Annotated in this window: 1 protein-coding gene (running past one end of the window); it reads left to right on the top strand. The window is 72.8% G+C overall.

Annotation, left to right across the window (positions count from 1 at the left end):
* Positions 1 to 14,423 carry the 5' portion of a hypothetical protein gene (locus JNUCC0626_RS48035; RefSeq protein WP_394617274.1) on the top strand. The gene runs 25,504 nt beyond the window's last position, so only the first 14,423 of its 39,927 coding nucleotides appear in the window; it begins with the start codon at positions 1 to 3; its stop codon lies off the right edge, out of view.

A 14,423-nucleotide genomic window follows, 5' to 3' on the forward strand; every position in this document is an offset into this window, starting at 1 on the left:
ATGACGCGGAACGCGGCTGCTGACATCCAGAAGACCAAAATCATGATCGTCGGGATGCTCGCGATCCTGGCCGCGACAATCGCGGCGCTGATCGCGTCCATCTTCGGTTCGTTCGCCGTTCCCGCCGTGATCGCTGCGGCACGTGTGGGAATCGGCAGTCTGCTGCGCATGCTGATCAGCCGATTGATGCAGATCGGTCTGGTCAACGTCGCGCGCCAGATCGCGGTCAGGGCGGCTGTCAGCGGTATTGCCGGCGCCGGTTTCATGGTTGGTCTCGACTTCGGCATCCAGAGCTACCAGATCGTGTCCGGCGGCCGCAAGGGATACGACACCGCTTCGTTCAAGGGCAGCGCGATCGGTGGCGCGATCGGCGGCGCCTTCGCCGGCGTGGCCGAGGGCTTCGGCGGCATCATCGGCAAGATCGGCAAGCAATTCTTCGACACTCTTCCGAAGGGTGTCCGCGGCTTCGCGCCGCTGGGCCACGCCGCGTTGCAGATTCCTGCTGCGGCGTTGAGCAACCCGGTCATCAACGCGGCGACGGGCGACTCCGGAAAGTTCTTCGACGGCATTTTCGGTGCGATCGAGCCGGGCGGCGGTGGCGGAAAGAAGAAGTCCGGGGGCGTTCAGCCCGTGCACATGCCGGACATCAAGCCGGTCGGGAACCTGGATCTGTCGACGAAGCCGATCGACCTGCCGACGGAACGACCGGCCACGACGCCGGTCGCCAACCGCGAGGGCGATCCCGTCGGCGCGACGTTCGTCCAGCCGACGCCTCCCACCGCCGACCTGCCGGGATGGCTCGGCACAGGAGGTCAGGGACGCGAAGAGCTGCCCGGCGGTCGTACTGCGGGTGAGCCGGTGGCGGGTCGTGCCGCGGGTGAGCCGGTGGCGGGTCGTGCCGCGGGTGAGCCGGTGGCGGGTCGTGCCGCGGGTGAGCCGGTGGCGGGTCGTGCCGCGGGTGAGCCGGTGGCGGGTCGTGCCGCGGGTGAGCCGGTGGCGGGTCGTGCCGCGGGTGAGCCGGTGGCGGGTCGTGCCGCGGGTGAGCCGGTGGCGGGTCGTGCCGCGGGTGAGCCGGTGGCGGGTCGTGCCGCGGGTGAGCCGGTGGCGGGTCGTACTGCGGGTGAGCCGGTGGCGGGTCGGACCGCTGGTGAGCCGGCGGCGAGCCGGACCGCTGGTGAGCCGGTCGCGGGTCGCACTGCGGGTGAGCCGGTGACGGGTCGGACCGCTGGTGAGCCGGCGGCGAGCCGGACCGCTGGTGAGCCGGTCGCGGGTCGCACTGCGGGTGAGCCGGTGGCGGGTCGGACCGCGGGTGAGCCGGTGGCGGGTCGTACTGCGGGTGAGCCGGTGGCGGGTCGTACTGCGGGTGAGCCGGTGGCGGGTCGTACTGCGGGTGACCCGGTGGCGAGCCGGACCGCTGGTGAGCCGGCGGCGAGCCGGACCGCTGGTGAGCCGGTCGCGGGTCGCACTGCGGGTGAGCCGGTGGCGGGTCGCACTGCGGGTGAGCCGGTGACGGGTCGGACCGCGGGTGAGCCGGTGGCGGGTCGTACTGCGGGTGAGCCGGTGACGGGTCGGACCGCGGGTGAGCCGGTGGCGGGCCGGACCGCTGGTGACCCGGTGGCGAGCCGGACCGCTGGTGAGCCGGTCGCGGGTCGCACTGCGGGTGAGCCGGTGACGGGCCGTACTGCGGGTGAGCCGGTGGCGGGCCGTACTGCGGGTGACCCGGTGGCGGGTCGTACTGCGGGTGAGCCGGTGGCGGGTCGTACTGCGGGTGAGCCGGTGGCGGGTCGTACTGCGGGTGACCCGGTGGCGGGCCGTACTGCGGGTGACCCGGTGGCGGGTCGTACTGCGGGTGACCCGGTCGCGGGCCGGACCGCTGGTGAGCCGGCGGCGAGCCGGACCGCTGGTGAGCCGGTCGCGGGTCGCACTGCGGGTGAGCCGGTGACGGGTCGGACCGCGGGTGACCCGGTCGCGGGCCGGACCGCTGGTGAGCCGGCGGCGAGCCGGACCGCTGGTGAGCCGGTCGCGGGTCGCACTGCGGGTGAGCCGGTGACGGGTCGGACCGCGGGTGACCCGGTCGCGGGCCGGACCGCTGGTGAGCCGGCGGCGAGCCGGACCGCTGGTGAGCCGGTCGCGGGTCGCACTGCGGGTGAGCCGGTGACGGGTCGGACCGCGGGTGACCCGGTCGCGGGCCGGACCGCTGGTGAGCCGGCGGCGAGCCGGACCGCTGGTGAGCCGGTGGCGGGTCGGACCGCGGGTGAGCCGGTGGCGGGTCGGACCGCGGGTGAGCCGGTGGCGGGTCGGACCGCGGGTGAGCCGGTGGCGGGTCGTGCCGCGGGTGAGCCGGTGGCGGGTCGTGCCGCGGGTGAGCCGGTGGCGGGTCGTGCCGCGGGTGAGCCGGTGGCGGGTCGTGCCGCGGGTGAGCCGGTGGCGGGTCGTGCCGCGGGTGAGCCGGTGGCGGGTCGTGCCGCGGGTGAGCCGGTGGCGGGTCGTGCCGCGGGTGAGCCGGTGGCGGGTCGTGCCGCGGGTGAGCCGGTGGCGGGTCGTGCCGCGGGTGAGCCGGTGGCGGGTCGTGCCGCGGGTGAGCCGGTGGCGGGTCGTGCCGCGGGTGAGCCGGTGGCGGGTCGTGCCGCGGGTGAGCCGGTGGCGGGTCGTACTGCGGGTGAGCCGGTGGCGGGTCGGACCGCTGGTGAGCCGGCGGCGAGCCGGACCGCTGGTGAGCCGGTCGCGGGTCGCACTGCGGGTGAGCCGGTGACGGGTCGGACCGCTGGTGAGCCGGCGGCGAGCCGGACCGCTGGTGAGCCGGTGGCGGGTCGCACTGCGGGTGAGCCGGTGGCGGGTCGGACCGCGGGTGAGCCGGTGGCGGGTCGTACTGCGGGTGAGCCGGTGGCGGGTCGTACTGCGGGTGAGCCGGTGGCGGGTCGTACTGCGGGTGACCCGGTGGCGAGCCGGACCGCTGGTGAGCCGGCGGCGAGCCGGACCGCTGGTGAGCCGGTCGCGGGTCGCACTGCGGGTGAGCCGGTGGCGGGTCGCACTGCGGGTGAGCCGGTGACGGGTCGGACCGCGGGTGAGCCGGTGGCGGGTCGTACTGCGGGTGAGCCGGTGACGGGTCGGACCGCGGGTGAGCCGGTGGCGGGCCGGACCGCTGGTGACCCGGTGGCGAGCCGGACCGCTGGTGAGCCGGTCGCGGGTCGCACTGCGGGTGAGCCGGTGACGGGCCGTACTGCGGGTGAGCCGGTGGCGGGCCGTACTGCGGGTGACCCGGTGGCGGGTCGTACTGCGGGTGAGCCGGTGGCGGGTCGTACTGCGGGTGAGCCGGTGGCGGGTCGTACTGCGGGTGACCCGGTGGCGGGCCGTACTGCGGGTGACCCGGTGGCGGGTCGTACTGCGGGTGACCCGGTCGCGGGCCGGACCGCTGGTGAGCCGGCGGCGAGCCGGACCGCTGGTGAGCCGGTCGCGGGTCGCACTGCGGGTGAGCCGGTGACGGGTCGGACCGCGGGTGACCCGGTCGCGGGCCGGACCGCTGGTGAGCCGGCGGCGAGCCGGACCGCTGGTGAGCCGGTGGCGGGTCGCACTGCGGGTGAGCCGGTGACGGGTCGGACCGCGGGTGACCCGGTCGCGGGCCGGACCGCTGGTGAGCCGGCGGCGAGCCGGACCGCTGGTGAGCCGGTCGCGGGTCGCACTGCGGGTGAGCCGGTGGCGGGTCGGACCGCGGGTGAGCCGGTGGCGGGTCGGACCGCGGGTGAGCCGGTGGCGGGTCGGACCGCGGGTGAGCCGGTGGCGGGTCGGACCGCGGGTGAGCCGGTGGCGGGTCGGACCGCGGGTGAGCCGGTGGCGGGTCGGACCGCGGGTGAGCCGGTGGCGGGTCGGACCGCGGGTGAGCCGGTGGCGGGTCGTACCGCGGGTGAGCCGGTGGCGGGTCGTACCGCGGGTGAGCCGGTGGCGGGTCGGACCGCGGGTGAGCCGGTGGCGGGTCGGACCGCTGGTGAGCCGGTGGCGGGTCGGACCGCGGGTGAGCCGGTGGCGGGTCGGACCGCGGGTGAGCCGGTGGCGGGTCGGACCGCGGGTGAGCCGGTGGCGGGTCGGACCGCGGGTGAGCCGGTGGCGGGTCGTACCGCGGGTGAGCCGGTGGCGGGTCGGACCGCGGGTGAGCCGGTGGCGGGTCGGACCGCGGGTGAGCCGGTGGCGGGTCGGACCGCGGGTGAGCCGGTGGCGGGTCGGACCGCGGGTGAGCCGGTGGCGGGTCGTACCGCGGGTGAGCCGGTGGCGGGTCGTACCGCGGGTGAGCCGGTGGCGGGTCGGACCGCGGGTGAGCCGGTGGCGGGTCGGACCGCGGGTGAGCCGGTGGCGGGTCGTACCGCGGGTGAGCCGGTGGCGGGTCGTACCGCGGGTGAGCCGGTGGCGGGTCGTACCGCGGGTGAGCCGGTGGCGGGTCGTACCGCGGGTGAGCCGGTGGCGGGTCGTACCGCGGGTGAGCCGGTGGCGGGTCGTACCGCGGGTGAGCCGGTGGCGGGTCGTACCGCGGGTGAGCCGGTGGCGGGTCGTACCGCGGGTGAGCCGGTGGCGGGTCGTACCGCGGGTGAGCCGGTGGCGGGTCGTACCGCGGGTGAGCCGGTGGCGGGTCGTACCGCGGGTGAGCCGGTGGCGGGTCGTACCGCGGGTGAGCCGGTGGCGGGTCGTACCGCGGGTGAGCCGGTGGCGGGTCGTACCGCGGGTGAGCCGGTGGCGGGTCGTGCCGCGGGTGAGCCGGTGGCGGGTCGTGCCGCGGGTGAGCCGGTGGCGGGTCGTGCCGCGGGTGAGCCGGTGGCGGGTCGTGCCGCGGGTGAGCCGGTGGCGGGTCGTGCCGCGGGTGAGCCGGTGGCGGGTCGTGCCGCGGGTGAGCCGGTGGCGGGTCGTGCCGCGGGTGAGCCGGTGGCGGGTCGTGCCGCGGGTGAGCCGGTGGCGGGTCGGGCTGCTGGTGACCCGGTTGGGGCCGGGGGTGGCCGTGGTGGGGAGCCTGGGAAGGTTGTTGGTGACGGAGGGCTTGGTGCGGGCGCCGGTCGTCCTGGTGGGGGTGTTGAGGGGGCTGGGGTGCCGCCCCGCGGGCCTGAGGCTGGGGTGCCTGGGGGCGAGCAGGGGCGTTTGGGAGACGCGAGTTCGTCGCCAGCTGCGGGGAGTGGGACTGAGCAGCCGTCGGGCGCCGAGGGCCGTGGCGGTGTTGAGGCCGGTGTTGAGCCGGGGCAGCCGTCGCGGGTGACTGGTGACGCTCCGGTGAGCGGTGAGGTTCGGCCTGATGACGCGGCCGCGCTTCGTCCTCACGACGGGGCGCCGGAGACCGTTGAACGGGACACCTCTGTCGATGGAACGACTGATGAGACTCGTGGTGCCGGAGCGAAGGAAGATGTCGTCGGGACTGACGGACAGAAGCCCGGAACGGCCGATGGCTCGCAGGTGGAGGGCGAGCGAGGTGCTGTCACGGATCCCGATCCGCACGGGCCTGACGTGGTCGCCGGAGCCGAGGTTCCGAAGCAGGACGGGACGGTCCCCGCTGACGCGGAACCCGTAGCGGTTCCTGGAGCGGGGTCCTCTGCGAGTGGTCGTGGCGTGGACGTGCCGGATGCTGGAGTCCGCGAGCGGGAGAAGGGCTCGGCGCCGGCCGAAACGCAGCAGCAGAGCAGCAGTACGTCCAAAGCGGACGGTCAGGGTGAACGCGGACGCGGAGCCGTGCGTCCGGCGACGGTGTCGGCTGACCTCCCGGCGCCGGTCGAGGGGCGCAAGCCTGTCGTCGAGAAGAGCGGTGAGGTGGCGTCCCAGCCCGCCACGAGTTCGAAGGAAGGGTTCGAGAAGCCTGCCCCGGAGCGTCCTTCCACGTTGGCGCCGAGGCGTGAGCATCGCAGGGACACGTCGGGTGACGCCAGTACCACCACGCCGGTTCCCGTCGCCACGCAGGGAGTTCCCGTCGAGTCCGCGCGGCCTGAGGAGTCGCGGCGATCGCGCCAGAGGTACACCGAGCCGGTGGCGGAGCCGTCCAGTTCCAGGGGGCCCGAGGAGATCCAGCAGGTCGCACAACCCGAACAGGCCCCGCCGAGCTCTGCTCCGGCAAGGGCGAACCCCGCGAGGACGAACCCTGCGCCGGCGAGGGCCGACGGTGTTCCGGGGCCGGTCGATCGTGTCGACCGGGCACGGGTCGAGCGGCCTGAGGTGAACGGGGACGTCGACGGCAAGGCACTCCGGGATTCGGTGCTGGAACTGCTCAAGCTGAAGGACACGCGCGCGGACCGGGTCATCCGCGCGATGGTCGAGCAGCACCTGTCCGACGAGGCACTGCGGACGAACTTCCACCGTGCGCTCGACGGTGGGTTGATCATCGACCTGGGGCCGCGCCGCAACGGGTCCCCGCAGCTGCGGATCGAGGTGACCGGAATCGGGGCGCCGCAGTCGTCCCAGCGGGCCTCGAGCGACGTCAAGGTCAAGCACAGCCGAGTACCGGCGCAGACCAGTGCCACGAACAAGCGGGCGGAATTCAGCAACGACCCCCGCGTCGCCCGGGTTCCGAGTTCTCACCTGGTCCCGGTGTTGAAGGTCGTCGGGATGATGAACATCCGCAACTCGGACATGTCGTCCACGTCGACTCACTCGGGTTCGGTGAAGGTCACCGAACCCGGCGTGGCCGTGGAGCGGTCCACCCACGACGTGTCGTACCGGGTGTCGGTGCGCAAGCCCCGGACCTGGCCGTGGCAGCGAGGTGCCTCGGTGACCGACGTGGCCTGGCTCCAGGTGCCGCTGCAGTGGCGGCGTGAGTCGGCCGCGCTCCCGGTCGACGAGTCGGCGAGGCCGATGTCGCCGCAACGGATCGCGCACGCGGAGCTCGCTGGCGTGGGGGAGATCTACCACCACGTCGAGGCGAAGCTGGGCGAGTTCCCGGTGAACCACACCGGAGCGCGGAAGTTCCGCGACTGGCTGAACGACCTGCCCGCGTCGGCGCAGGAGTTGTTCAGCGGCGAACCGGTGCGCAAGTCGTTCAAGTTCCCCGGCCGGAACCGCGTCGAGGTGTCGGTGACGCTCGCCGACGTGCGGGTGGCCGAACCGGGACGGATCACCGAGGGCACGATCGAGCGATCCCGGGACACCGCGGTCGAGCACAGCGTCGGTGAGTCCGTCATGCGCCGCTGGGGAGCCTCGCTGGTTCTGATGGCCGGCGACGTGACGGGTGCCATGGGCTGGGCTGTGGGGCCGACCGCGCTGAGGTACGGCAGCACCAACGTCGGGACCTCGTCGACGACGAAGATGGGACGGCAGGTCCTCGACAGGTACACGGGTCCCGTGCAGCGGCAGCAGCTCCAGTTCAGCTACGTCGTCAGCGTCGGAGAACCCGATGGTGCGATGAAGGTGGACGGGTCCGCCCATGTGTGGGGCAAGGCCGACGACGCCGAGGAAGTAGTGCTGCCGCGGACCGTCGCCGAACCGGACGCACCCGTGCGTTCGGCTGACGACGGGGGCATGCCGGGCTCGATCGACTCCGAGCGCTTCCTCGATCGACTCGATGCCGAGTACCGGCTGACGGACGAGACGCTCGCGCACGTGGTGGGACCGGTGTTGCACCGGCTGGCAGGCGAAGGCGTTGTGCCTGCCGGAAAGCTGCCCGAGATCGAGCAACGGCTGAGCCAGTTCCTCGTCGACAACTCACGGGAACTGGTGCGCGGTGGCGACGGTGTGCGCTTCCCGCTGAGCGCTTGGCACCGCAACGCGCCGGACATCTTCGTGCGAGGCAACCCCCTGGCGGACCAGGCCCGTTACGCGGGCACCGTCGAGGGCGAGACCCGCAGCGGCACGACCACCTCCGGCCACGGCGACTCCACGACCATCACCAAGGGCGTGGACAACCAGGTAGGCGTGTCGTCGATCGGCTACGACGCCACCCACCCGGAGTACGTCGGTGCGGGCTCCACGCTGAGCTACAAGACCAACCGCCGTGACAACGAGACCATCAACCACGAGGTCGAGTTCGGACGGTCGTTCGAGAGCGACGGTCCGCTGCACCGCGTGCGCTACCCGGTGGAGTTCGAGGTCCGGGTCGGTGGCAGGTGGGGTGACGCCGGGGAACGGGTGCACTGGCGTGGTGAGTCCGCCGGTGACGTCGCGCCGGTCTTCCGCGGAGACGTCGACGTGGTCGCGTCGGAACGCGGCGGCGCAACGTCGGAGCCCGCACCGGCTCGCGAGCACTCCGCTGAGGGTGCCCGGTGGAACGACGGCGTACCGTCTCCGGAGGGACGTCGTACGGCGTTCTTGCCCGCCGGGTTCGAGCTTGAGGCGCTGAAGCCGGTGCCGGGTCTGCTCGGCACCGTCGCGGGAATGCTCGACGCGCCGCCGACGTCGAGGTACGCGGGCTGGATTCGACGCGCGCTGATCGGCACCAGGCCGGCCGGGTTCGACGAGCACAAGGGCGCTGCCGTCTGGGGACGCGATCCCGACGTGCCGGACGAGCGCAACGCCGCGCGGGACGTGCTCGAGCAGTTCGCCGCTTTGCCGTCGAGGGCAGGCGGCTTCGAGCGGGCCGCACTGAACGCGGACACCGTGTGGGTGAAGAGCCACAACAAGGGCGGCCTGGCCGGAAGCCGGGAACGGGTCGCGCGGGTGGACCTGTCCGCGCACCTCGAAGGTCCTCGCATCATCGGCGTCGACGAGGCACACAGGTTCTCGACGACCCAGGCCTCCAGCACCGGGTGGAAGTCCGAGATCGTCACCGGGTCCGGTGTGAAGCTGAAGGCCGACGTCGGTGCGTCGCTGGCGGTGAACCCCGTCGTCAACCCGGTCTTCGTCGGTGCCCTCGCGGTCATGAAGGCGTGGAAGGAGGGAACGTCGACCTCCAGCGCGTCCAGGGAGACCGAGACCCGGAGGCGTACCGAACGCGGCTACCTGGTGAGCTACGACGCCACCTACGGCGTCCGCACTTCGATGCACAGCAGCTGGCACGACTTCCTCGGTTTCCGCCATGACGGAACACCGCGCGACCAGGTCAAGAACATCCACGTGCCCGAGGCCTCCACGGTGTGGGTGCCGGCCAGCGAGATCCACCGCATCGGCGATCTGCCCGGTGACGACCTCGCCAAGCTCAACCCGGAAGACGCACGGCGCTACCACGACGAACGCCCCCCGTCCGCCGTTGAAACGCCCGAGTCCGCGGCGACCCCCGAACCCGGTCGAGGCACACCCGAACCCGACGGACCCGCGGGACCGGACGCGGCCGAACCCTCGCCGGTCGCCGCACCCGCGGACACTGGCAAGGGCACCGGCCGAGTGGAGCTGCACCGGCTCGAAGCCGGTACGGAACTGGTGGGCCAGATCTCGGACCGGCTCAACGCCTGGTCCGCGGAGCGCAACTCGCCGAAGCCCGGTCTGACCGAGCTCACCCGCAGCGTTCTCGGACTCGACACCCCGCCGCAGCCGACGCGCCGCATGGCGGAGTTCGGCCCGATCAACGAACGACTGGTGCGCGACGTGCTCGCGCCGACGCTGACCGGCTCCGAGTTCACGCCCGCCCTGCAGGCGATGCTCGGTGGCGGGCATCCGATGTACCTGGAGGGCTCGACCCAGATCGGCAAGGTCGAACAGCTCGTCGTGCTGCGTGCCGACCTGGGGCCGGGTGCCTACCGGCGGACCGTCGTCGGTGAGGACGTCCGAGGCGAGACCACCTCCACCAGCGATACCGGGTCGACCTCCCTGACGGGCGTGTGGACGGACTGGACGCTGGGCGTGCTGGAGTACGCAGCCGGTTCTCAGCGGCCGGCCAGCACCTCTGGTCTGAGCTGGAGCGGCATCCACAAGGTCGAGGACCGCACCGACCTCTCGGAAAGCAGGACGGAGACCAGCGCCGGCGCACAGCGGGGAGACAGCGCCGAGTTCCTGCACGACCTGCGGATCACGATGGACGTGTACCCGTACGCGCGTGCGGGCCACTACTACAAGTTCATGCCGGGAGCGCGTCGCCTGGAACAGCCGTGGACCAGTGAGTTCACGCTGCCGGGAGCTGTCCGGTCCAGCGTTCCCCTGGAAGACACCGTTCCCCTGGGCGGACGGCCGAAACCGCCGCTGGCCGAGGTCGCCGGACCGCTCTCCGGAGGGTTGCCCGACCACACCGCGATCCGCGTCCGTCCCTTCACGGCGCCCGCGCTGCACCAGGCGTTGACCGACCTCACCCGCGGCGAGGACGGCAGGCCGCTGCTGCACCCGCGGGCGATCCACCAGATCCAGTCCGCCACCGGGTCGCTGCCCCTGCGGACCCACTTCCAGGACCTGCTCTCGTCCACCGGCCACGTCGTCACGATCGCCGGTGACGCGATGCGCAGCCTCACCATCCAGGCGGACACGGTCAAGCGGGAGCTCGTGCGCCGCATCGACTCCACTCTGGACACGACGACCACGGAGAAGAAGACGGCCAGCGCCACCCGTCGTCACGGTGGCGAGATGGCACCGGAGACGTTCGCGAACATCGCCGGGCCCCACTTGGACGAGTCGACTCAGCGGCCCTCCACGCTGGTTGGTGACGGGTACTCGCCGTGGGCGGAGTGGGTGTACGCGCCCTCTGTCCGCTCGTCCGACTCCGCCGACATCACCGCGAAGAAGGACGACCCGGAAGGGCCGCCGCCCGACACCCGTCGCTACCTGGTCAGGGTGACGCCGCAGTGGACCATCACCCCGGCCTACCGGGGGTCCGGAGAGGCGAAGGGCTGGAACGAACCGATCCGGACCGCGCCCGACACGCCGATCCTCGTCGAAACCGACGCCGCCGGCCTGAAGCGGCTCGGGCTGTCCGACCCCGCCGACGACGCGCTCGCCGCGATCGGGCGTCCGGACGTCCAGAACCGGTTCAACGTCGAGGGCGCGCCCGATCGCACCAGCGGAGTCGTGGAGCCGCCGGCGCCGAGGAACAGGGTGACGCTGGGCGACTTCCTCCGCAGCACTCAGGATTCACCTCCGCGGGACCTGGAGCTCGCGGACGGCCGCCGTGACGCCGCACCCGAGCGCGACTCCGAGGCTGCGGACGCGGTTCGTTCCGCGGACAACGAGACTGGTCCGTCGTCGAGGGACGAGAGCGATGGGTCGGCGCCGGATGCGGATGACGCGTTGTTCGAGAACCCGACCGCTGGTAGCAACGGGCGTCGGGGCTGGCCCGAGTGGCGCACGCTTGAGACCATTGTGGAGGGTGACGAGACCGCTGTTCGTTCTGATGACGGCGAGTTGAGCTCGTCGTCGAGGGATGACGGCGATGTGGTCGGTTCCGATGAGGTCGAGGCCGGTTCGTCGGGGCGTGACAGCGATGTGGTCCGTTTCGCCGATGACGAAGCCAGCACGTCGTCGAAGGACGGCAGCGACGGTTCGGCGCCGGACGCGGATGATGACGCGTGGTTCGAGAACCTGACCGCTGGTAGCAACGGGCGTGAGGGCTGGCCCGCGTGGCGCATGCTCGACACCATCGTCGAGGGTGACGAGACCGCAGTCCGGTCCGATGACGGCGAGTCGGGCGGGGCGTCGAGGGACGACGGTGACGCGGTCGGTTCCGATGAGGGTGAGGCCGGTTCGGCGGGGCGTGACAGCGAAGTGATCCGTTCTGCGGATGACGAAGCCGGTCCGTCGTCGAGGGACGACGGCGATGGTTCGCCGGACACGGATCACGACGCGTGGTTCGAGAACCTGGTCAGCACCGTCAGCGGGCGTGAGGGCTGGCCCGCGTGGCGCACGCTCGACACCATCGTTGAGGGCCACGAGACTCCCACCAGCCGCCCGGCCCTCGCAGAGTTGCTCCACGTCCCCTACGGCCTCGACAGCGAAGGGTTCCTGCGCCGGATCGACCCGAGCGAGGTCGCGATCACCCCGCTCATGCACGGTGCCCGGCAGATCGGGATCAACTTCCACACCGGCCCCGAACAGCGCCACGCACAGCGCTGGGCAGCGGACTCGACCTCCCGCAAGACCACGACGTACCTGCGGCCCGAGGACGCCGAGAGTCGCTTCCCCAGCCGCGCCGGCGCCCAGAAGACCGCGGCGCCCTGGCGTGACACCTCCCAGTACATCGCCGTCCCCGGCACGCCGGACGAATTCCGCGTCACGCTGTCCGACGGAACACCCCTGCGACTGGACGGGCAGAACTTCGCGCGGCTGGTCGACCGCATGCACGACCTCAGCCAACCGATGGGCGGCGAGGTGCCCGGCGCGCTCGTCCTCCTCGCCGACCGCGCGGGGCAGACCCTGGGGCCGGGCGGAGCCGCGCACGACTTCAGGAAGACGCTCGCCGACGTGCTCGGGCGCCACCAGCCCGTCGTCGCGCCCACCGCCGACGTTCATCTGCGCACACCGCGGTTCGGCCGCGGCGGGCAGACGATTCTCGGCAACGGCGGTCAGTGGCGCACGTACCCCACTCCGAACGTCGTCGAGGGCGTCCCGGTCCGGGGTGTCGACGTCACGACCGGACGTGCGCTGCACTTCGACTCGTCGCAGGTGTGGGCGCATCCGATTCGCAACGCCGACGGCACCGCCACGGGCGTCACCTTCAAGGCGGGCTGGCAGCTGCTGCAGGACCTCCAGAAGGGCGAGCAGACGCCCTCGGGTCTCACCCAGCTGTTCCCGGAAGGTGTCGCGGGACCTGAGCAGAGGGCGGCGGCCAGGGAACGCGGCGACGTCCGCACCGTGCCATCGCCGTTCCCCCAGGACTCGTTCCTCATCACCAGCCACGGCCTGGCCGATGGATTCGAGGTGGAGCTCGTCGACGGCCGTACGGTCAACGTCGACGGAACGAACTTCGCCCGCCTGGTGAACGACCTCCGTCCGTTCCGCGAGGCGCTGGAACAGACCGGCCCCGAGGCGCTCGTCCTGCACGCGTGCGATGTGGCAACCGTCGACGGACCTGGTGGTGCCGCCCACGACTTCCAGCGGACGCTGGCGAGCGAGTTCGGCCACCGGCAGCGCGTCGCCGCGCCGACCGAACCGGTCATCTTCCTCACGGACGAGGCCCAGACGACGTGGGCCGTCGTCATCGACAACGGCGGTACGTGGCGGACCTACTCGCCGACCCCCGAGAGCTCGGGGATCGGGCGCGCCGACTCCGGAACTGTTCTCTCGTCCGGCGACACTTCCCCGACCTGGCAGCCAGGAGTCCGCGAGGAACTGCCGTCCCTCGGGCGCGGCGCACGCCGACCATCCACAGTGGAGCAGAACTTCGTTCCTCCTGGCCCGTCGGACGCCGTGCCCACGGCGGAGCGGGGACCGGTGGCGAAGCCGGGGCTGCTCACCGCGGCGGCGCGGTCCGTCGGCGATCTCTTCAGCAGCAAGCCCCTGAGCGGGCTCGACGTCACCGGTGAAACGCGGTCGTTCCGGGCGCGCGACGTCGAAGTGCGGCCGCTGGTCGCCGAAGGTCGCCAGGTGGGTGCGTCGTTCCGGACCGGCGAGGCTTCGGTGGCTACCCCGGTAGCCGGGCGTGGAGGTGTCTTCCACGTCGACGCGGACGCCACGGCGTCGAGGTTCGGCGTGCGGCTGTCCGATGGGACGCAGCTCTCCGTGGACGGCGCGACGTTCGCGGAGGTGGTCTCGAAGGCGCGGCCGTTCCGTTCGGCGGTGCGCAACGAGGAGTTCGCCGCAGTGGCCCTGCCGGGGTCACGGGCGGGAGCCCTGGCGTCGGCAGGGGGTGCGGCGCGGGACTTCCAGGTGAAGCTCGCCGAGTTCGGTCACGGCGGACCGGTGGCCGCGCAGGACGGTGCCGGCGGGTGGACCGTGTTCGGCAGCGGGCCCGGCCCGATTCCTGGTGACCTGGCCAATGGGCAGGTGCGGTTGTTCACGCCGGAGGACGCGCTCGTCGCCCCGGTGCGGGCCGGCGACGCGGTGGTCGGTGTCTCCTACGCGGGCGAGATGTCCGGGGTGAGCGGTCTGCCCGACGCGGACACCCTCGTGGTCGCCGCAGACGGGCACGCCAACCGGGTCGAGGTGATGCTGTCCGACGGGGGCAAGGTCTCGCTGTCGGGTGGCCGGTTCGCAGAGCTGGTGTCCCGCACCGCGTTGTTCGACACCGCCTCGGCCACCCGGCCGGGAGCGGTGACGCTGCTGGCGTCCTCCGCCGGTGAGCGGCTCTGGGCCGGTGGTACCGCGCACGACTTCCGGAGCGCGCTGGCGGAGCGGCTCGGCACCGAGCTGTCCGTCTCGGCACCCATGGAGGCGATCGACCTCGACAACTTCCGGTCCGGGCGGGCAGGCGAGCCGGATGCGGACTGGCAGTCGTTCTCCCCTCGCGCGGTGACCGGCACTGTGCCCGCACGGACGATCGAGGGCTACACCGCGATCCAGCTGGACCCGGCCGACCTGCGGGCGGACCCCGTGGTGCAGGACGGTCGCGTCATCGGGATCAGCTTCAGCACCAGCGACACCGAACTGGCCGGCGATCTCCACTGGGGCGGGGCCGG

This window comes from Lentzea sp. JNUCC 0626 (assembly GCF_043632865.1).
Classification (GTDB): domain Bacteria; phylum Actinomycetota; class Actinomycetes; order Mycobacteriales; family Pseudonocardiaceae; genus Lentzea.